At 71.1% G+C, this 19,258-nt stretch carries 17 protein-coding genes; 9 read left to right on the top strand and 8 right to left on the bottom strand.

Annotated features, from left to right (window positions below; all coding sequences use genetic code 11):
- Positions 1–19 precede the first annotated feature (19 nt).
- Complete coding sequence (locus ACGFWE_RS02195; RefSeq protein ID WP_352385044.1) at positions 20–571, bottom strand: ATP-binding protein; 552 nt, start codon at positions 569–571, stop codon at positions 20–22.
- A 217-nt stretch (positions 572–788) separates the two neighbouring features.
- On the opposite strand from ACGFWE_RS02195, the gene ACGFWE_RS02200 reads away from it, so the two are divergent.
- Together ACGFWE_RS02200 and ACGFWE_RS02205 are read left to right on the top strand one after the other, a co-directional pair.
- Complete coding sequence (locus ACGFWE_RS02200; protein WP_393598904.1) at positions 789–1,010, top strand: DUF397 domain-containing protein; 222 nt, start codon at positions 789–791, stop codon at positions 1,008–1,010.
- Positions 1,011–1,142: 132 nt separating this feature from the next.
- Complete coding sequence (locus ACGFWE_RS02205) at positions 1,143–2,060, top strand: helix-turn-helix domain-containing protein (protein WP_393597225.1); 918 nt, start codon at positions 1,143–1,145, stop codon at positions 2,058–2,060.
- Between the two features lie 311 nt (positions 2,061–2,371).
- Here ACGFWE_RS02205 and ACGFWE_RS02210 read toward each other — a convergent pair whose 3' ends face one another.
- Entirely contained in the window at positions 2,372–3,190 is an 819-nt protein-coding gene (locus ACGFWE_RS02210) for an SAM-dependent methyltransferase (RefSeq protein WP_352385038.1), read from the bottom strand.
- Positions 3,191–3,292: 102 nt separating this feature from the next.
- Complete coding sequence (locus ACGFWE_RS02215; RefSeq protein WP_393597227.1) at positions 3,293–4,150, bottom strand: aldo/keto reductase; 858 nt, start codon at positions 4,148–4,150, stop codon at positions 3,293–3,295.
- A 259-nt stretch (positions 4,151–4,409) separates the two neighbouring features.
- Between ACGFWE_RS02215 and ACGFWE_RS02220 the strand changes: the two genes are divergently transcribed.
- A complete protein-coding gene (locus tag ACGFWE_RS02220; protein WP_393597229.1) occupies positions 4,410–5,309 on the top strand; it encodes a Gfo/Idh/MocA family protein in 900 nt (299 codons plus the stop codon).
- 158 nt (positions 5,310–5,467) lie between these two features.
- Here ACGFWE_RS02220 and ACGFWE_RS02225 read toward each other — a convergent pair whose 3' ends face one another.
- Positions 5,468–6,364 (bottom strand): GNAT family N-acetyltransferase, encoded by an 897-nt coding sequence (locus tag ACGFWE_RS02225; RefSeq protein WP_393597231.1) that lies wholly within the window; start codon positions 6,362–6,364, stop codon positions 5,468–5,470.
- 332 nt (positions 6,365–6,696) lie between these two features.
- On the opposite strand from ACGFWE_RS02225, the gene ACGFWE_RS02230 reads away from it, so the two are divergent.
- Together ACGFWE_RS02230 and ACGFWE_RS02235 are read left to right on the top strand one after the other, a co-directional pair.
- Positions 6,697–7,887 carry a glycoside hydrolase family 64 protein gene (locus tag ACGFWE_RS02230; RefSeq protein WP_393597233.1) on the top strand — a complete coding sequence of 397 codons (1,191 nt, stop codon included), beginning with the start codon at positions 6,697–6,699 and terminating at the stop codon, positions 7,885–7,887.
- Between the two features lie 56 nt (positions 7,888–7,943).
- Positions 7,944–9,023 (top strand): PP2C family protein-serine/threonine phosphatase, encoded by a 1,080-nt coding sequence (locus tag ACGFWE_RS02235; RefSeq protein ID WP_352385784.1) that lies wholly within the window; start codon positions 7,944–7,946, stop codon positions 9,021–9,023.
- Here ACGFWE_RS02235 and ACGFWE_RS02240 read toward each other — a convergent pair.
- Positions 8,980–11,229, bottom strand: a complete 2,250-nt coding sequence (locus ACGFWE_RS02240; protein WP_393597235.1) for an MMPL family transporter — start codon at positions 11,227–11,229, stop codon at positions 8,980–8,982. The genes ACGFWE_RS02235 and ACGFWE_RS02240 overlap by 44 nt on opposite strands.
- A 219-nt stretch (positions 11,230–11,448) precedes the next feature.
- On the opposite strand from ACGFWE_RS02240, the gene ACGFWE_RS02245 reads away from it, so the two are divergent.
- Both ACGFWE_RS02245 and sthA read left to right on the top strand, forming a co-directional pair.
- Positions 11,449–11,655: a hypothetical protein gene (locus ACGFWE_RS02245; RefSeq protein WP_352385026.1), complete on the top strand. Its 207-nt coding sequence runs from the start codon at positions 11,449–11,451 to the stop codon at positions 11,653–11,655.
- 64 nt (positions 11,656–11,719) lie between these two features.
- Complete coding sequence (sthA, locus tag ACGFWE_RS02250) at positions 11,720–13,123, top strand: Si-specific NAD(P)(+) transhydrogenase (protein WP_393597237.1); 1,404 nt, start codon at positions 11,720–11,722, stop codon at positions 13,121–13,123.
- A 6-nt stretch (positions 13,124–13,129) separates the two neighbouring features.
- Here sthA and ACGFWE_RS02255 read toward each other — a convergent pair whose 3' ends face one another.
- Positions 13,130–13,612 (bottom strand): DUF5709 domain-containing protein, encoded by a 483-nt coding sequence (locus ACGFWE_RS02255; RefSeq protein WP_352385022.1) that lies wholly within the window; start codon positions 13,610–13,612, stop codon positions 13,130–13,132.
- 355 nt (positions 13,613–13,967) lie between these two features.
- Between ACGFWE_RS02255 and ACGFWE_RS02260 the strand changes: the two genes are divergently transcribed.
- The gene (locus ACGFWE_RS02260) at positions 13,968–15,440 is read left to right on the top strand and encodes an APC family permease (protein WP_352385020.1); all 1,473 of its coding nucleotides are present in this window, start codon (positions 13,968–13,970) and stop codon (positions 15,438–15,440) included.
- An 11-nt stretch (positions 15,441–15,451) separates the two neighbouring features.
- Positions 15,452–16,411, top strand: a complete 960-nt coding sequence (locus ACGFWE_RS02265; protein ID WP_352385019.1) for a hypothetical protein — start codon at positions 15,452–15,454, stop codon at positions 16,409–16,411.
- A gap of 15 nt (positions 16,412–16,426) precedes the next feature.
- On the opposite strand, the gene ACGFWE_RS02270 is transcribed toward ACGFWE_RS02265, so the two are convergent.
- Together ACGFWE_RS02270 and ACGFWE_RS02275 are read right to left on the bottom strand one after the other, a co-directional pair.
- Positions 16,427–17,584, bottom strand: coding sequence for a HoxN/HupN/NixA family nickel/cobalt transporter (locus ACGFWE_RS02270; RefSeq protein WP_352385017.1), 1,158 nt, complete (start codon positions 17,582–17,584; stop codon positions 16,427–16,429).
- A gap of 126 nt (positions 17,585–17,710) precedes the next feature.
- Positions 17,711–19,207: a hypothetical protein gene (locus ACGFWE_RS02275; RefSeq protein ID WP_393597240.1), complete on the bottom strand. Its 1,497-nt coding sequence runs from the start codon at positions 19,205–19,207 to the stop codon at positions 17,711–17,713.
- Between the last annotated feature and the right edge of the window lie 51 nt (positions 19,208–19,258).

The raw sequence follows: 19,258 nt of genomic DNA on the forward strand, positions 1-19,258 counted from the left end.
AAACCTTTCCGCGGTCATGTCAGGGAGGAGGGGTGGTCGACAGCTTGGCCCAGACGGTCTTGCCGGCGGGGGGCCGTGAGGTCCAGCCCCACTCCTGAGCCAGGGCGTCGACGATGTACAGGCCCCGGCCGTGCTCCCGCAGGGCGGTGGCGTCGCCGGGCGTGTACGCGGGCGGCTCGTCACCGGGGTCGGAGACGGTCACCATCAGATGGGCGGGACCGAAGGACAGCCCCAGCCACACCTCGGGAGCACCGCCCGCCGCGGGTCTGCGGACCGCGTGGGCCACGGCGTTGGCCGCGAGTTCGGTGATCACGAGGGTGGCGTCGTCGCTGCGGTGGTCCAGGGACCAGCCGCCCAGCGTCTCGCGGGTGAAGGCCCGGGCCCGGGCGAACCCCTCCGCACTGCACCGGATGAGCAGCGCGGCGGAGACGAAGGGGCCGAGCACCGGTGGCCGCCGCTGCGGGTGGGCGGGGCCGGGACGCCCCGAGGTCGCACCGGCCGGGCCGGCATCACCCACCTCCGGCACAGCCTGGCTCGGCGGCCGGAGCACGTGATTCGCAGGTGACGACACGGCATCTCCTTGATGCGACGTCAAGACGGGGCGCAACCGCGGGGGTTGACGCCGCAGCTATTATCCACGCTGAAGGCGCCCGCGTGCAATTGCACGAGAAATTGCGCGAAGATTGGGTGGGGCCACGGGGGTTGCGGTTGCGCGCCCCTGTCCCGCCCCGCACGGCCGGGCACGGCGCCCGGGACAGATCGTGAACAGCAAGGAGACTGCAGTGCCAGTGCAGAACGGAGTGCGGGCGAGTTCGCTCGACGCCCGCTGGGTCAAGAGCCGTCACAGCAACGCCGAGGGCAACTGCGTCGAAGTGGCCTCACTGGTCGACGGCGGCGTCGCGCTGCGCAACTCCCGTGATCCCGACGGCCCCGCGCTGGTCTACACACCGGCCGAGGTCGCGGCGTTCCTCGCCGGCGCGAAGGACGGGGAGTTCGACCACCTCCTGTGAGGTGCCGGGGCCCCTGGGGGCGACGGCGGCCCGAACTCCCGGGCCGCCACCGGCATCTACGGAATGGTGCGCTGCGGCCACGCTGCGTGCGATAGTGTGAGTCGTCTCTGTGCCGGTTTACTGGGAGTCAGGATGTCTGCCGCGTCCCACCGCATCTCCCGCCTGGAACCGTATCTGGACCGGACCGAGCCGGCTCCCACGCTGCTGAAGATGCTGGTCGGCGTGCAGCTGGCGGGTTTCCGCGAGGATGCCGGGCTCGCTCAGGACCAGGCGGCGCGGGCCCTCGGGTTCAGTCCCGCCAAGCTGTCCCGTATCGAGTCGGGCAAGGGTCGCAGGCCCCCGTCGGAAAGCGACGTCCGCGCCCTGCTCGAGCTGTACGGCACCGGGGACCACGAGTCCTCGGTGCTCCTCAAGCTGCTCCAGCGCGCCGGTGACCCGGGCTGGTGGCAGCGGTACGACAAGCGGCTGATGCCCGAGTGGTTCGACCGGCTGGTCGGGCTCCAGGAAGCCGCCGCGGCCATCCGTACCTTCGAGATCCAGTACGTCCCCGGCCTGCTGCAGACCCCGGACTACACCCGTGCGGTGGTGGAGCGCGGTCTGCCGGCCGCCGCGTCGAACGAGGTGGCGCGCCGCGTCGAACTGCGTATGCGGCGCGCGCAGTTGCTGCTGCGCGAGGACGCCCCGCAGCTGTGGGCGGTGATCGACGAGTCGGTGCTGCTGCGGGTACTGGGCAGCCGGGAGATCATGCGGGAACAGCTGACCCACCTCATCGCGATGGCCCAGCGCCCCAATGTGACGGTGCAGGTCATCCCCCTGGACGTGACGAACGCCTCCGCTCCCGCCATCCCGATCACGTATCTGCGCTTCGGCGGGCTCGATCTGCCGGACGTCGTCTACCTGGAGCACATCAAGAGCGCCAACTTCCTGGAGGACCGGGACGAGACCGAGGAGTACCGGCTCGCCCTGGACCGGCTGGCGGACGACGCGCTCGAACCCCGGGCCTCGCTGGCGCTGTTGACCAAGACGAGGGACGAGCGCTACGGCGCCTGAGTTGACCGAGGCGGGGGTCTCGGCCGGCTCTTCGCGCCTGCGACGCCCGACAGGGTGAAGGCATCACCGCACACGAAGCGGACGTCGGCCGCCGTGCGTACGCTCCACGGCCAAGGCGACGGCGACCAGGCGCGACGGTCGAGGTACGACACCAGGTCGTCGTCCGGCTTCGCCACGAAGAACGGACCGGCTCGGCGCGGTCCGCGTAGAAGCCGTCCCACCAGGGTCCGGCGTCCGGAGTCCAGCGGGCGGCTCAGGGACGCCCCCGGCGTGGGACCCTCGCGGTCCTGCCAGGGGCGTTCGTGGCCGGGTCAGCTCAGTCGGCCCACGCCTCCGAACTCGATCCACTCGTGGGTGAGCTGGCGGGGGGCCACGTCGGTGTCGGGGCGCCAGGTGGAGACCTCCACGAGACCCGGTTCGAGGATCTCCAGGCCCTCGAACCACTCGGCGACGTCCTTCTCCTGGCGGACCCGGCCCCAGTGGCCCTGGGTCGCCTTGTCCATGAAGTCGGTGACGAAGTCGCGGACCTCGGGGTCCTCGCTGACGAGCTGGCACATCACCATGAAGCTGCCGGGCGCGAGCCGCTCGCGCACCCGTCGGGCCACGGCGGCCGGCCCGTCCGACTCGCTGTCCCGGATGCAGTGCATGACCGAGTTGAACAGCACGGCCACCGGCTGCGAGAAGTCGATCAGCCGCTGGGTGTCCTCGTGGGCGAAGATCGCGTCGGTCTCCCGCATGTCGGCGTGGATGACGGTGGTCCGCTCGTCCTGCTGCAGCAGCGCCCGGCCGTGGACCAGGACCATCGGGTCGTTGTCGACGTAGACCACGTGCGTGGTGGGGTCGATGCGCTGCGCGACCTGGTGGACGTTGTCCTGGGTGGGCAGGCCCGAGCCGTGGTCGAGGTACTGGCGGATGCCGTACTCGGCCGAGAGGGTGCGCACCACCCGCTGGAGGAAGCGCCGGTTGTTCACCGCAAGCCTGCGGGTGCTCGGGACGACCTTGTCGAGCTGCTCGCAGGCGGCCCGGTCCGCCGCGTAGTTGTCCTTGCCGCCGAGGTAGTGGTCGTACATGCGCGCGGCGGTGGGTACCGAGGCGTCGATCGACGTGGACAGGTTCTTACCGGTGCTCATGATTCCCCCAGCTTGTGCCGCCAACTGGCCCGGCAGGACAGGGAGTCCATCCTAGGGACACCGCGATCGCCGGTGCCAGTCCACAGGGGGGTGAACGAGGGGTCAGGCCGCGTCCAGTTCCGTGAGTTCGTCCGCGTCGAGCACGAGACCGGCCGCGGCGAAGGAGTCGCGGATCGTCTCGGGGCGGCTCGCGCCCGGGATCGGCACGACCACCGGTGACTTGGCGAGCATCCAGGCCAGGCAGACCTGCTGCGGGCTCACCCCGTACTTCTCGGCGATCCGCGCGAACGGAGCGTGGGCCGAACCCAGTCCACCGGCCCGGGAGATGCCGCCCAGGGGGCTCCAGGGCAGGAAGGCGATGCCGAGCTCGTCGCACAGGCGCAGTTCCGGTTCGCTGGAGCGGAAGGCCGGGGAGAACTGGTTCTGCACGGAGACCAGTCGGCCGCCGAGGATCTCGTTGGCCAGCCGGATCTGGTCGGGGTTCGCGTTGGAGATCCCCGCCCGGAGGATCTTGCCCTCGTCGAGGAGGTCGCGCACCGCGCCGACGGACTCCTCGTAGGGGACGCGGGGGTCGGGGCGGTGGAACTGGTAGAGCCCGATCGCCTCCACACCCAGCCGGCTCAGCGAGGCCTCGCAGGCCTCCTTGAGGTGCCGGGGGCTGCCGTCGAGCGTCCAACTGCCGTCCCCGGGACGCAGATGCCCGCCCTTCGTGGCCACGAGGACGTCACCGCCCCGGTCGTGGGAGGCGAGGGCCTTGGCGATCAGGGTCTCGTTGTGGCCGACCTCGTCGGCGTCCCGGTGGTAGGCGTCGGCGGTGTCGATCAGGGTCACGCCCGCGTCGAGTGCGGCGTGGATGGTGGCGATGGAGCGTTCCTCGTCCGGCCGTCCCTCGATGGACATGGGCATGGCGCCCAGTCCGATCGAGCTCACTTCGACATCACCGATGCGGCGGGTGTGCATGGCCTTGGTCCTCTTTCGCCTGTCACGCGGATCCGGGCCCTCACCAGCCTGGTCGCGCACACGCCGTAGGTCCAATAGAAGAATGAGAACGCATTCAGCGACGGCAGTACTGAATCCCGAAACCTGCCGCCGCCGAGCCGACCGGGTGGCGAGACGGGGTTGCGTGTCCGCGGTGTCCGTGTGCAACCCTCACCTGGACCGGCAGCTGGTCCAGTCCGGTCGTAGTGAGGTTCGGCAGTACGGCGAGAGAGGCGGCGGTATGCGCATCGGACTGCTCGGTACCGGTCCCTGGGCCAGGATGGCTCACGCTCCCGCGCTGAGCGCGCATCCGGAGCTGGACTTCGCCGGAGTGTGGGGCCGTCGCACGGAGGCCGCCAAGGAACTGGCCGACGAGCACGGCACGCGCGCCTACGACGACGTCGACGCGCTGCTCGCCGACGTGGACGCCGTCGCCGTTGCCCTGCCGCCGGCCGTGCAGGCCTCTCTCGCGGCGCGGGCCGCGCGGGCGGGGTGCCATCTGCTGCTGGACAAGCCTCTCGCGACGACGGTCGAGCAGGGGCGGGAGGTGGTCGACGCCGTCCGGGAGTCCCAGGTCGCCTCGGTGGTGTTCTTCACCTCGCGCTTTCTGGCCGAGACCGAGGCGTGGATCGGTGAACAGGCGGGCGTGGAGGGCTGGTTCACGGCGCGCGCGGAATGGCTGGGGTCGGTGTTCACCGACGACAGCCCCTTCGCCGACTCACCGTGGCGGCAGGAGAAGGGCGCTCTGTGGGACGTGGGGCCGCACGCGCTGTCGGTGCTGCTGCCGGTGCTGGGCGAGGTGCGTGAGGTGGCGGCGACCGCGCACGGTCCCGGGGACACCGTCCATCTGGTCCTCCGGCACACCAGCGGCGCGTCGAGCACCCTGACGCTGAGTCTCACGGCTCCGCCGGCGGCCGCGGGAGCCGGCGTCGAACTGCGGGGCGCGGGCGGAGTCGTCCGGCTCCCGGAGTCGTCGGAGGGTGTGGTGCCCGCCGTGCTCCGGGCCGCCGACGGACTGCTCGCCGCCGCCCGAACCGGCCGGGCCCACCCGTGCGACGCCGCGTTCGGTCTGCGGGTCACCGAGATCCTCGTCGAGGCGGAGACCCTGCTGGACGGCGGAACGGGCGTGCCGGCTGAGTAGGCCGGCGGCTCTCCGGAACCAGGCCCGGTCGCCCTCCATGTGCAGCAGGAACTCGGGCACGGGATAGCCCGGCGCGTGCAGCGACAAGGTGTCCCCGACCGGTTCGTCGCCACCGCCGGCCCCGACAGCCGGGCCGGCTGCCGGTGCCGGACGAGCGCTCAGGCGGTCTGCGCGGGCCGGTAGTTGAGGCGTTCCCGTACGACGGGATAGCCCGCCTTGGCGAAGTTCGCGGCCATGGGGAAGTTGCCCCGGTCCGTCGCGGCGGAGACGAACTCGGCGCCGCGCTCGACCAGATAGTGGGTGCACTCGGCGAGCAGGTCGTAGGCGTAGCCGTGTCCGCGCTGTTCCGGCACGACCCCGATGAACGCGACGCAGGGTCCGGACGGGTTGTGGGCCGGAATGTGGATCCCGGCGAGGTCGCCCTGCGGGGTGTGGGCGATCTGCCACCACTCGCGGGGCGAGGGGCACCAGTGGAAGAAGTCGAGTTCCTCCTGGGCGGCCCGGTCGAGTCCGTCCTCCTCGATGGCGGTGAGGGCGTGCGCGTCGAGGGTGGCGGAGTGGATGCGGCGCAGCAGGTCGAAGAAGGCCGCGTCGTCCGGTTCGGGCCGGAACTCCAGGCGTCCGGGCCGCTCGGGCAGCCCGTGCTCCGGCGTCCACCGGTACAGGAACCGCTCGACCAGAAGCTCGTACCCGGCCTTGTGCGCGGCGGAGAAGCGGGTCTCGGCGGCGGCCCGCAGCCCGGGGTCCTCACGCCACCCCGCGGGCAGGTTCATCTCGAGCTCGACCTGCCAGGGGGCGGTGCGCAGGAGTTCCGCGCCGGCCTCCTCCTCCCCTTCGGCCACGTCGAACCAGTTGACGTTGACGGGGGCGGTGTCGTCGGGGCCGCCCCACCAGGCGCCGCGTGCCACGACCTTGCCGTCGCGCAGGGCGACGCGCTTCCAGTCGGGGCGGTGCCGGGTGAGCCGATGGGACTCGCCGGCGCCGAGAGGGTCGGGAAGGGTGTCGAAGACAGGGGCTGTGCGCTCGTCGAGCGCACGGATGACCAGATCGGTCATGGCTGGATTCCTCCGGGATGCGTACTGCGGGGAGCGCTCCCGGTCAGGCGAGGCACGCCGGGGCGACGGAGAGGGAGCGCTGAGGGGTGGGGAACTGCACGGCACTCGCCTCCTTCCGCTGGTTCGGGGCGTGGCCGTTCACGCTACGGGATCTTCGTGAGCGGCGTCCATCGTTTTTCGCGGCGCGCGTCCGGCCCCCGGCCGCCGCTTAAACGGTCCTTAAGGCCGGATTAAACGCCGTCCGCTCTGTATACCGCCGAGCCTTTGGTTCGTACCATCGACCCTCGTCCACATCGTGAGAGCGCTCTCAATTCTCCGAGGAGACCCCCCACATGACACCTCGTCACCAGCGCCACCTCGGGCGCCGCAAGGTCCTCTTCGCCCTCGGCGGGGCGATGGCGGCCGCACCCGCCGTCGCCGCACTGGCCCCTCACGCCCTCGCCGAGAGCAACGGCACCTCGGCGGCCGGAGCCCTGCCGCTGACCGTCGTCAACAACACCGGCGCCTTCGACAACGCCAACGTCCACGTCTACATCGTGGGCAACCAGGACGGCAGGCAGGTCCGTGTCACCCCGGACGGCACGCTCGCTCCGGTCGCCCTCTCCGACAATGGCGCCGACGGTTATACCGACTACGCGATAACCCTGGCCGGCAGCGGCGAGACCGAGCTGTCGCTCCCCTACCTGTCCGGCCGGATCTACGTGTCCCTGGGCGCGAAGCTGAAGTTCAAGGTCGTCACCGACGGCAACGGCAACCCCGCCCTCCAGTACCCGGCCGGCTGGGTGACCTCGGACCCCAATTACCGGGTCCTGCACGACTGTGCCGAGTTCACGTACAACTCGGCCGGCATGTTCTGCAACACCACCATGGTGGACATGTTCAGCGTGCCGCTGAGCATCCGGCTGACCGGGGCGCGGGACCAGACGACAGGCACCCTGCGCGCCTCCGGGCGGGCCGCTGCCTTCGCCGCCGTGCGCCAGGTCCAGGAGTTCGCGCCGCTCGTCGTGGACGACACGCGGATCATCGCGCCCGGTCACGGTCTGGACGCCGGCCTGTTCCCGGCGGGCTACTTCGCGCCGTACATCGACGAGGTGTGGAGCACCTACACCGGCAGGGACCTGACCGTCACCACGAACGCGGGTGCCTTCACCGGGCGGGTGCGCGGCGACCGGCTCGTGTTCACCGGGCCCGCGCAGGTCTCCTTCGCCCGGCCCTCGACACGGGACGTGCTCTTCTGCGACGGCGCGCTCGCCGCTCCCAACGACGGCACGACCGGGCCGGTCGCGGCGGTGCTCGGTGCCGGGTTCAACCGGTCGACGCTGGTGAGTTCCGCCGCGCAGCCGACCACCGACCCCGCCACCTTCTACCGGACCGCGCTCACCAACCACTACGCCAAGGCCGTGCACGCGGCCACGGCGGACGGCAAGGCGTACGGCTTCGCCTTCGACGACGTGGCCGACTTCGCCTCCTACGTCCAGGACACGGCGCCGACCGGGATCCGGCTGACACTCACCCCGTTCTAGAGACGGTTCGGGGTGCGGGGACCGGCGGGTCGTAGCAGCGTGGTGGTGTGAGCGGACTGCGCGACCGGGACCGGCGGAGCTGGCTGCGGGGCGCGCCGCCGCCGGGCTGGGTGCGGGCACTGCCCGCCGCGCTGCTGGCGGGGGTGTGCGTGGCGACCCTCGTGAGCCCCCATCCGCTCGACATCGGGTTCCTGCTGGGCGCCATCCCTCCGATGGCCGTGCTGTCGTACCCGCCGCTGGCCACCGCGGTGCTCGGGGCGCTGGTCCTGGTCGTGCTGAACGTGCCGGCGTTCCAGCTCAATGATCCGGGCAGCACGGATGTGCTGACCGTGGGCTTCGTCGCGGCGCTCAGTGTGGTCGTGTCGTACGTCCGCAGCCGGCGTGACGCCCAGCTGGTGACCGAGCGCGCGGTCGCGGAGGCAGCGCAGCGGGCCGTCGTGCCGCCGCTGCCCGAGCGGGTGGGAGGCGTGCGGTGTGCGGGGCTGTACCGGGCCGCGCAGCGCGGGACCCTGGTCGGGGGTGACTTCTTCGACGTACGGGAGGGGCCCTGCGGGGTGCGGGCGGTGATGGGCGATGTGCAGGGGCACGGACTGTCGGCCGTCTCGACCGTCGCCTCGCTGCTGGGGGCCTTCCGGGAGGCGGTGCTGGACCGGCCGGATCCCGAGTCGGTGGCCGCGCGGCTGGACCGCAGGCTGGTGGTGGACTCCGCGGCCGTACGGCACTCGGAGCTGTTCGCGACGGCGGTGGTGCTGGAGTTCGGCGCCGGCGCTGCGGCCGTACGGATCGTGGCGTGCGGGCAGCCCGGCCCGGTCCTGTTGCGCGACGGGCGGGCCGTGGAACTTGACGTGCCGGTGGGCACCCCGCTCGGCCTGGGCGTGTCCGACGCCTCGCCGCCGACCGGGGTCACGGTCGCGCTGCACCCCGGCGACCGGCTCTTCCTGGCCTCGGACGGGGTGTGGGAGGCACGGAACGCCGCCGGGGTGTTCTACCCGCTGCTCGACCGGATCACCGGGCTCGCGGACGAGCCCCAGGATCTCGTCGAGCGGGTCTGGGCCGACCTCGTCCGCTACGCCCCCGCCCTGCAGGACGACGTCACGATGCTCGTTCTCGCGCCCGCTTCCCCCGAGTCCCGCTGACCGCCCCGTCCACCTCCTGCTCCCCCTCGGCGTCGATGTGCGGGAGCATCCGGTCGAGCCAGTGGGGTGCCCACCAGGCGTGGCGGCCCAGCAGGGTCATGACGGCGGGGACCATGAGCAGCCGTACGACGGTCGCGTCGATCAGCACGCTCACCGCGAGGCCCAGTCCGAGCATCTTGACGACGATGTTGTCGCTGATGATGAAGGCCGCGAAGACGCTCACCATGATCAGGGCCGCGCAGGTGATGACCCGGGCGGTGATCTCCAGGGCGTGGGCCACGGAGGCCTTGGCGTCCCCGGTGCGCAGCCAGGCCTCGTGCACCCGGGAGAGCAGGAAGATCTCGTAGTCCATGCTCAGCCCGAAGATGATCGCGAACATCATCATCGGCACATAGCTCTCGATGGGCACCTTGCCGGAGACGCCGAGCGCGGGGCCGCCCCAGCCCCACTGGAAGACGGCGACGACGACGCCGTAGGAGGCGGCGATCGACAGGACGTTGAGGACGGCGGCCTTCAGGGCGACGAGCAGCCCGCGGAAGACCGCGAGGATGATGAGGAAGGCGAGGGCGACGACCACGCCGATGATCAGCGGCAGCCGGCTGGAGACGATGTCGCGGAAGTCGACCTGGGCGGCGGTCGTGCCGGTGACGTACCCCTCGGCTTCGGTGCCGGAGACCGCGGCGGGCAGGGTGGTGTCGACCAGGCGGTTGGTGAGGTCGGTGGTGGAGGCACTCTGCGGGGACTGCTTGGAGTCGACGGTGGCGAGCAGGACGTCCCCGTCCTTGGTGGGGGTCAGCTGGGTGACCGTGGCCGCGCCGGACACGCCGCCGAGCGTCTTCTGCGCCTGGGAGGACAGGGCCGAGCGCTGGGAGGACGGTACGGAGGTCTGGTCGATGACGACGGTGAGGGGGCCGTTGGAGCCGGGGCCGAAGGCGTCGGTCATCCGGTCGTAGGCGCGCCGGTCGGTGAAGGAGGTGGGGTCGGCGCCGTCGCCGATGTGGCCCAGCTGGAGGGAGAAGACGGGGATGGCCAGGACGACGACGGCCGTCACACCGGCGGCCAGGTAACGCCACGGCCGCCGTTCGACCCGCTGAGCATAGCGGTGCCACGTCCCCTGTGCCGTCTCGCCCTCGGCGGCGTTCGTCTCGGCGACCGGACGGCGCACCCGGTAGCGGTCGATCCGGGTGCCGATCAGTCCCAGCAGGGCCGGGACCAGGGTCAGGGCGCCCAGGACGGCGGAGACGACCGTGACGGCGGCGGCGAGCCCGAGTTTCGCGATGAACGAGACCCCGGACACGGACAGCCCCGCCAGGGCGATGATCACCGTGCAGCCGGAGACCAGGACGGCCCGTCCGCTGGTGGCGGTGGCCCCGCCGGCCGCGTGCACCGGATCCTTCCCGTCCATCAGGCTCTGCCGGTGTCGGGTGAGCTGGAAGAGCGCGTAGTCGATGCCGACGCCCAGGCCGATCATCGTGGCCAGGGTGGGCGAAACGGTCGCGAAGGTGAACGCCGCGGCCAGCAGGCCGAGGCAGGCGAGCCCCCCGATCACACTGATCAAGGCGGTCACCAGGGGGATTCCGGCGGCGATCACACTGCCGAAGCCGACCAGCAGGACGACGATCGCGACGGCGAATCCGATCAGCTCGCTCACCCGGTCGTCCGCCTCGGGGCGCGCGAGTTCGCCGAGCTGGCCGCCGTACTCCACGTCGACGCCGGCCGCCCGCAGGGGCTGTACGGCGTTGTCGACACCGTGGAGGTAGCCGTCGTCCAGGGTCGAGGGCTGCACGTCGAAGCGGACGGTGATGTAGGCCGTCTTCGCGTCCGACGACAGCGGTCCGACCTTCGAGGCGGGCACGGACAGCGGGTTCTGCACCGACAGGACGTGCGGCAGCTTCTGGAGATCGGTAACGGTCGTGGAGACCTGCGAGCCGAGCGAGGTGAGCGCCTTGTCACCGTCGTGGAGAACGATCTGGCTGCCGTACCCCCCGGCCGCCGGGTCGTGCTTCTTCAGGACGTCCTGGCCCTCCTGGGACTGGACGCCGGGCAGGGAGAAGTTGTCGGAGTAGTCCCCGCCGAAGGACCGGTTGAGGGTCTGCAGGGCGACCAGGGCCACGAGCCAGGCCACCAGGACGATCACGAAGTGCCGGGCGCACCACTCGCCCAGTCTGCGCAGGGCGCCCTTGGGGCTGTTTCGCGTACGGGACATGGCATCGTCTTCCCTGCCGAACCCGGGGGAGCAATACTCCCATTACATGCCTTTCCGATCATCCGGGCATCCCGGGCGCACCGGCGCCGAGGCCACCGGACCGGGGTCCGCTCCGGGCGCTTCGGGATGCAGGGTCGGCCCGGGCGTTGAATGGTGATATCGGACCCGTTGCGCAGCACCGGGACCGCACAGCGACTCCGGATCCGAGGAGCACAGATCATGCCGACGTCACAGCCCGACGTATCCGGGCCGTCCGAGGACCGCACCACCCCGGACGACCTGCTCCACGCCCGTACCGGCACCGAAGTCTCGCCGGAGGACCTCATCCTTGCCTCGGGCAAGGACATCACCCCGCACAGTCTCGAGTGGGCCCGGCGCAAGCTGGAGGCGGAGGGTCCGGCGGCGCTCGACAAACTGCTGCCCTGATCGAGGACTTACCCGTCGTCCTCGCCCTATCGAAACAGACCCCGCGGCTGCCAGACTCCCGAGGGTGCCCGACTTCGACATGCTTGTCATCGGATCCGGTCCGGGTGGCCAGAAGGCCGCCATCGCCGCGGCCAAGCTGGGCCGCCGGGTCGCCGTCGTCGACCGCCCCGACATGGTCGGCGGGGTCTCCATCCACACCGGCACCATCCCCTCCAAGACCCTGCGCGAGGCGGTGCTGTACCTGACCGGCCTCACCCAGCGCGACCTCTACGGCCAGAGCTACCGGCTCAAAGAGGACATCACCGTCTCCGACCTGACCGCGCGCACCCAGCACGTGGTGGGCCGCGAGGTCGACGTGATCCGCAGTCAGCTCTCCCGCAACCACATCGCCCTCCACGCCGGAACCGGCCGTTTCGTGGACCCGCACACCGTCGCCCTGCGCGAGGTCACCGGTCACGAACGGCTGCTCAGCGCGGAGCACATCGTCATCGCCACCGGCACCCGCCCGGCGCGGCCGGACAGCGTCGAGTTCGACGGCCGCACGATCATGGACTCCGACAACGTCCTCGCCCTCGAACGCGTCCCGCGCTCCATGGTCATCGTCGGCGCCGGGGTCATCGGCATGGAGTACGCCTCCATGTTCGCCGCGCTCGGCAGCAAGGTGACGGTCGTCGAGAAGCGGGCCGGGATGCTCGACATCTGCGACGTCGAGGTCATCGAGGCGCTGAAGTACCACCTGCGCGACCTCGCCGTGACGTTCCGGTTCGGGGAGACCGTCGCCGCGGTCGAACGCCACCCGCGCGGCACGCTGACCATTCTGGAGAGCGGCAAGAAGATTCCGGCCGACGCGGTGATGTACTCAGCCGGCCGGCAGGGTCTGACCGATGAACTCGACCTGGACAAGGCCGGGTTGAGTGCCGACCGGCGCGGCCGGATCACGGTCGACGAGCACTACCGCACCGAGGTGGCGCACATCTACGCCGTCGGAGACGTGATCGGCTTCCCGGCGCTGGCGGCGACCGCCATGGAACAGGGCAGGGCGGCCGCCTACCACGCCTTCGGCGAGCCGGTCGGGCAGATGCACCGTCTCCAGCCGATCGGCATCTACACCATCCCGGAGATCAGCTTCGTCGGGCGTACCGAGGACCAACTCACCGAGGACAGCGTGCCGTTCGAGGTCGGGATCTCCCGTTACCGCGAGCTCGCCCGCGGCCAGATCATCGGGGACTCCCACGGCATGCTGAAGCTGCTGGTGTCCCCGGAGGACCGCACCCTGCTGGGCGTGCACTGCTTCGGCACCGGGGCCACCGAACTGATCCACATCGGGCAGACCGTGATGGGCTGCGGCGGCACGGTCGACTACCTGGTCGACGCGGTCTTCAACTACCCGACCCTCGCCGAGTCCTACAAGGTCGCGGCCCTGGACGCCACGAACAAGCTCCGTCAGATCGACCGGATCGGGGACTGACCCGCCTCAGAGTCGGTCGGGGTCCTCGACCACGTGCACCGCGGCCTCCTCCGCGCCGGCCGCGCCCGCGTCGATGCCCACGTCCGTGGCGACCTCGTCCTTCGTGGTCGTGGTGTGGGCGCCCTCGTCGGGGGCGACGAGGCGTCCGGCGCGGTCGGTGCCGGCCTGCGGGTCGACCGGTTCGCCCTCGCCGCCGGGCAGGTCGCCGATCTCGTCGCCGAGGGGCTCGGTACCCTCGGGAAGCTCCTGGGCGAGGCGTTCGTCGAGGGTCTCGCCCTCGTGCTGTTCGGCCGCGGTGGTGCCGTGCCGGGTGACACCGAGGGGCTTCTCCGGCGGCGAGTAGCCCTCGTCGAGGACGTCGTCGTAGGTCCGTTCGTCGACGGCGTCCTGGAGGTCGAGCGGGGACGCGTCCTCCTGCTCCTCGTTGGTTCCGGTGGGCTGGTAGGCGTCGTCGGCCATCGACTCGGCAGGTGTCGGTTCGGTGCCCATGGGCTGCCTCCCTCGCGCGTCGCGTGCGGTTCGGTGTGTGTCCTGATCCGCGTTTCCCCGTATGCGCTCCCCAACCTCAAAAGACTGCCGGAGTAAGGCGTTCCACAGCCGGAAGGTTACCCCCCAGTTAATCTTGAAGGGTCAAGGAATAGGGCTATCATCACTCGCACACGCGGAGTGACCGGTCGTCCACGCAGCGACCGTACGGTCCCCCGCACCCCCTTGGTACCTCTCTTCACCGACCCCTGCCCGAGGCCATCCCTCTCGCGGTCCGGGGCGGAGCCACCCCCCACCCCCTCTTGCGCCGTACGGTCCCCTCCCCCGTGCGTCGTGCCCTACGGAAAGCAGCGCAACCATGAGCATCAGCAGGGGCAGAGGGCTGCAGGCCAATGCCCTCGGTACCTTCGACACCGTGGTGATGGCCGTCGCGGGCAGCGCGCCGGCGTACTCGATCGCCGCGACCACCGCGGTTCTGGTCGGCTCGGTGGGCCTGGCCAGTCCGGCGGCGCTGCTGTACTGCGCGATACCGATGCTGGGCATCGCGCTCGCGTTCAGCTATCTCAGCCGGATCGACGTGAACGCGGGGGCCAGTTACTCCTGGGTGGGCCGTACGCTCCATCCCTTTCTGGGGTTCGTCTCCGGCTGGGCGCTGGTGATCTCGGCGACCATCTTCATGGTGGCCGGCTCGCTGCCCGCCGGTTCCATGACGCTGGCCCTCTTCGACCAGGACCTCGCGGACAACACCGCGCTGTCGACCGTCGTGGGCGCGGCCTGGTTCGTGCTGATGCTGCTCGTGGTGCTCGGCGGTGCCCGGCTCACCGTGCGCGCCCAGCTCGTCATGTCCGGTGTGGAGCTCGCGATACTGGCCCTGTTCGCGGTGCTCGCCCTCTTCCACACGGGCAACGCGCGCGCCTTCGAGTGGTCCTGGCTGGGCTTCGGCCACTTCGACGGCATGTCCGGCTTCGCGTCGGGCGCTCTGATCGCCGCGTTCTACTACTGGGGCTGGGACGTCACCAGCAACCTGAGCGAGGAGACCCGCAACAGCCGCCGTACGACGGGGCTCGCGGGCCTCATCGGCGTCGGCATCGTCTTCCTCCTCTTCGAGGTGTTCACCATCGCGGTGAACGTCATCCTCACCTCGAAGCAGATCGAGGACAACGACGCCAACGTCCTTGCGGTGCTGGGCGAGGAGATCTGGCCGGGCTGGGGCGGCAAGCTGCTGATCGTCGCGGTGATGCTGTCGACCATCGCCACCCTGGAGACCACGCTGATCCAGGTCACGCGCTCGCTGTTCGCGATGGGCCGGGACCGTACGATGCCGTCCGCGCTGGGCAAAGTGCACCGCCGCTGGAACACCCCGTGGGTGGCGATCGTGGTGGTCGGCGGCGTGGCACTGCTGATGTTCATCGCCTCCAACGCGCTGGGCTCGGTGGGCGACATCCTCTTGGACGCGATCTCGGCGATCGGTCTGCAGATCGCCGTCTACTACGGCCTCAGCGGCCTCGCGGTCGTCGTCGCGTACCGCAAGATGCTGCTGAAGTCCCCGACCGACTTCCTGCTCGGCGGACTGTGGCCGCTGCTGGGCGCCCTGTTCATGTTCTGGATCTTCGTCGAGTCGCTGAGCGAGCTGAACACCGCCGCGATCACGATCGGCATCGGCGGGCTGGCCGTGGGGCTGGTCCCGATGTTCTGGTACTGGCGGCGGGGCAGCGACTACTACCGGCCCGCGCGGCTTGACGCGAGCCGTACTGTCGAGGCGGACTACGTCCCCGACGGCGCGGAGTCCGGGCCCTCACTCGTCCACGAGGGTCTCCCCACCGACTTCTGAGGGGTTGTGCGATGGCGAGAGACCGTTTCGCCCCCGAGTTCGATCCCGACTGCGGTGACCTCCCGCTCACCAGCGCCCGTCAGGACATTGTCATCGGCCGCTGGCAGGGTCTGCGTGAACTGCTGGGTGCCACCGGGCCGGACTGGCTCTCCCGGGGCCACCGGGTGCGCGTGCTCGCCCAGGCCTGCGCGGGCAGTTCGACGGTCGAGTCGTGGCTCGCGGCAGAGCCGTACAGCGGGGACGCGCTGGTGCTGCGGGCGGCCACCGAGACGGCCAGGGCGTTCAACCTGGCCATCGCCGCGGGCCGGGGCGTGCCGATCGACCAGCGGCGCGTGGACGCCGCGGTGATGACCTGTCTCCAGGCGGCGGAGGCGTTCGTGGACGACCCGACGCCGTGGATCTCCCTGATCTCGGTGGCCAGGCTGTACCCGGCCGGGGTGCGGCGCCAGGAACTGGGGCGCTGGTGGGACGAGTTGCACGGGCGCGACCCGTACAGCGTCGAGGGTCACCTCCAGGTGCTGCACTACTACTCGGCCCGCTGGCACGGGTCGAACGGCCTGATGTACGACTTCGCCCGCGACGCGGCCGGCGTGGCACCGCCGGGTTCCGCGCTGCCGGTGCTGGTGCAGTACGCGCGGGTCGAGGAGTACCGGACCGCGACGGACGCCGCCGAGGACAGACGCACGTCAGTGGGGCTCGGACAGCACTGGAAGAACGACGGCGCCATCAGTGACGTGCGGCGCACCTTCCAGCGCTGGATCGTTGGCCGCACCGACCAGACGGTGGCACCCGGCGAGCTGCGCGACCTCAACTACCTGGCCCACGCGGCCTGCCACGCGGGCCTCCCGGAGGTCGCCGTCCCGCTCCTGCGCATGCTGGACCGCCGGGGCACCCGCGCTCCGTGGTCGTACACCGGCGATCCGGAACAGCAGTTCACCAAGTGGCGCAAGGAGTTCAAGGTACGGGCCTGAGCGTGGCCGGCAGGGTCAGCCGCCGGCCCGCTCCCCCGCCAGTCCCGCCGTCCACTTCTCCTCTATCCGGCCGACCTTCCACACCACCAGGGCGACGATCCACGTGGCGATGAACAGGCCGACGATGACGAAGCCGAGGAGGTTGAGGTCGAGGCCGCTGATCCAGGTCCAGAAGGGGCCGTGCAGGTCGAGTCCGTCGGCCAGCAGGCCCAGGAGTTCGACCGTGCCGATGAGAAGGGCCACCGCGACCGACAGGCCGGTGATCGTGAGGTTGTAGTAGACCTTGCGGACCGGCTTCGAGAACGCCCAGCCGTAGGCGAAGTTCATGAAGGAGCCGTCGATCGTGTCCAGGAGGGACATGCCGGCCGCGAAGAGGACCGGCAGGGTGAGGATCGCGTACCAGGGCAGTCCGGAGGCCGCGCCCGACCCGGCCAGGACCAGCAGCGCGATCTCCGTCGCCGTGTCGAAGCCGAGGCCGAAGAGCAGGCCGAGGGGGTACATCTGCCACGGCTCGGTGATCGACCGCGTGACCCGGCCGAGCAGGCGGTTCATGAAGCCGCGGTTGTTCAGCCGCTCCTCCAGCGCGGCATCGTCGTAGCGGCCGGAGCGCATCCGCCGGAACACCTTCCAGATGCCCGCCAGGACGACGAGGTTGACCGCGGCGATCAGATAGAGGAACGCGCCCGAGACGGTCGTACCGATCAGCGCGGTCACGTCGTGGAGGCGGGAGTCGTCGTCGCGCACCGGTCCCGCGACGGCCTTCACCCCGAGCGAGAGCAGCAGCGCCAGGACGAAGACGACGCTGGAGTGGCCGAGCGAGAACCAGAAGCCCACCGACAGCGGCCGCTGCCCCTCCCCCATCAGCTTGCGGGTGGTGTTGTCGATCGCCGCGATGTGGTCGGCGTCGAAGGCGTGCCGCATCCCGAGCGTGTAGGCGGTCACCCCGATGCCGATGCCGAAGGACTTCTCGCCGACGCCGTAGTGGTGCGGGGCGACGATCGCGACGAGGGTGAACCAGCCGACGACGTGCAGCGCCACCACCACCGCGGCCATGCCGCCCGCCCTGACCCACTCCTGCCGCGTCATGGAGCCACGGACGCGGTGCCATACCGAGCCCCTCGCGGGGACGGTGGCGGGGAGGAGGGGCGGAGCGGAGTCAGGGGCGGCCGTCATCGGGCGGAGGATCCTCTTCGGTGGGCACGGCCGCACTCAGCAGCCTTGTGCCATCCTCCGGTACCTGCAAGTCATGTGCAGTAAAGCCCGTGGCAGGTCTTTTCCACGACTGGGGAAAGTCCCCTGTCAGGGCGTCGCGCCCGGCCCGTGCGCGCTCACTTTCGGCGCCACGTGGATGTCCATCCCGGCGGCGGTCACGGTGCGCCAGTCGCGGGCGAAGGCGGGCGGCGCGCCACCGTGCCGGGTGAGGACGGCGACGGGCATACGGCGGGAAGCCCCGACGATCCGGGACTCGGTGCTGTTGGTGTTGGGGCCGAGCGCCGCCGCCGAGGTGCACCCGGCGTAGAACGCGACGGGGACCGACAGGTGGCCGGTGAGCAGACAGGGCGGGCGCACCCCGAGGCGGTTGAGCTCGGCCGCGGTGTCGGCCCAGTCGCGGTGGTGGCCCGTGGTGCGGTCGACCGTGCGCTCCAGCACGGCATACTGCACCGCCAGGTGGCCCGCGAGACCGATCGCGAGGAGGATTGCCGCCACCGGACGCCACCGGCCGGCCGGAGTGGTCGCGAGGTGGAACAGGGCGTCGGCGACCGGGATCGCCACCAGGGCGTAGGCGGGCAGCAGGAAGCGCGGGGCCGCGTACCCGATCAGGAAGAGGTAGGGCACGGCGGCCGTCGTGGCGCAGGCCAGCGTGACGAGGGTGACGCGCGTGCGCCCGGCCCGGACCGCGACCACCAGTCCGAGGACGGCCAGCAGCGGCAGCACGGCCCACCAGGCCATGACGACGGGGTCGGGCAGCGGCCCGGTGCAGGGGCGGCACAGCGCCCGGCCGCCCAGGCTGCGCAGTTGGTCGTCGACGGCGAACTGCGGGCCGAGCCCGCCCTGGATACGGGAGCCCTCGTGCAGGCGCTCGGCCAGACCGCCGTAGCTGACGTACGCCTCGATCACCCACTGCGCACCGCCCGCCACCAGTCCGGCCACGAGGGCGAGGGCGGCCCGCGGGCGGCGGCCGACGGCGGCGGTGACGAGCAGCGGGAGGGTGACCCACACCGCGTCGGTGGGCCGCATCCACGCCATGAGACAGGCACCCGCCGCGACTCCCCACAGGGCCCTCGGGTGCTCGCGGGCCCGCAGGAAGCAGCCGACCGCGCCCAGTCCGCCGACGGCGACCCAGTAGTTGGGCATGGCCTGGGGGCCGTAGAACAAGGTGATCCACAGGGAGGCGAACAGGGCGCCGCCGACCGCGAGGACGCGGGCCGGGAAGATGCCGCGCCAGGCGCGCAGCGCCAGGTAGAGGCCGAGGCCGGACAGTACGGCGAGATAGACGCGCAGGAGTTCCGTCGAGGTCGACCAGCTCGCGATCGGAGCCACCAGGAGGGAGACGCCGCGGGCGCGCGGGGCGCTGAAGAAGGCGGCCGGGGCCTGGGCGCCGACCTGGCTGACGTACACGGTCTCGTCCCAGCCGAGGCCCATCCCGGGCCGCACCAGGGCGAGTTGGGCCAGGGTGAAGGCGGCGGCCACCGCCGCGATCAGCCGGTTGCCGCGCGCCCGCAGGGACACCTCGGAGGCGACCGGCGGTGTGCGTCGGTCGCCTCCGACGAGCAGGGCGCTTTCGCCGTGGGCCATCGTCCTCGTCCACCCCTCACCCCGTATGCCGCGGGGACTTGGTCCAATCCA

It is taken from the genome of Streptomyces sp. NPDC048523, from assembly GCF_043199815.1.
Classification (GTDB): Bacteria; Actinomycetota; Actinomycetes; order Streptomycetales; family Streptomycetaceae; genus Streptomyces.

What these genes read in the sequence shown, in the direction of transcription:
- ACGFWE_RS02205 (WP_393597225.1), top strand. Translation starts at nt 1,143, where the DNA reads ATGTCTGCCGCGTCCCACCGCATCTCCCGCCTGGAACCGTATCTGGAC.
- ACGFWE_RS02210 (WP_352385038.1), bottom strand. Translation starts at nt 3,190, where the DNA reads ATGAGCACCGGTAAGAACCTGTCCACGTCGATCGACGCCTCGGTACCC.
- ACGFWE_RS02215 (WP_393597227.1), bottom strand. Translation starts at nt 4,150, where the DNA reads ATGCACACCCGCCGCATCGGTGATGTCGAAGTGAGCTCGATCGGACTG.
- ACGFWE_RS02220 (WP_393597229.1), top strand. Translation starts at nt 4,410, where the DNA reads ATGCGCATCGGACTGCTCGGTACCGGTCCCTGGGCCAGGATGGCTCAC.
- ACGFWE_RS02225 (WP_393597231.1), bottom strand. Translation starts at nt 6,364, where the DNA reads ATGACCGATCTGGTCATCCGTGCGCTCGACGAGCGCACAGCCCCTGTC.
- ACGFWE_RS02230 (WP_393597233.1), top strand. Translation starts at nt 6,697, where the DNA reads ATGACACCTCGTCACCAGCGCCACCTCGGGCGCCGCAAGGTCCTCTTC.
- ACGFWE_RS02240 (WP_393597235.1), bottom strand. Translation starts at nt 11,229, where the DNA reads ATGTCCCGTACGCGAAACAGCCCCAAGGGCGCCCTGCGCAGACTGGGC.
- ACGFWE_RS02245 (WP_352385026.1), top strand. Translation starts at nt 11,449, where the DNA reads ATGCCGACGTCACAGCCCGACGTATCCGGGCCGTCCGAGGACCGCACC.
- ACGFWE_RS02255 (WP_352385022.1), bottom strand. Translation starts at nt 13,612, where the DNA reads ATGGGCACCGAACCGACACCTGCCGAGTCGATGGCCGACGACGCCTAC.
- ACGFWE_RS02260 (WP_352385020.1), top strand. Translation starts at nt 13,968, where the DNA reads ATGAGCATCAGCAGGGGCAGAGGGCTGCAGGCCAATGCCCTCGGTACC.
- ACGFWE_RS02265 (WP_352385019.1), top strand. Translation starts at nt 15,452, where the DNA reads ATGGCGAGAGACCGTTTCGCCCCCGAGTTCGATCCCGACTGCGGTGAC.
- ACGFWE_RS02270 (WP_352385017.1), bottom strand. Translation starts at nt 17,584, where the DNA reads ATGACGGCCGCCCCTGACTCCGCTCCGCCCCTCCTCCCCGCCACCGTC.
- ACGFWE_RS02275 (WP_393597240.1), bottom strand. Translation starts at nt 19,207, where the DNA reads ATGGCCCACGGCGAAAGCGCCCTGCTCGTCGGAGGCGACCGACGCACA.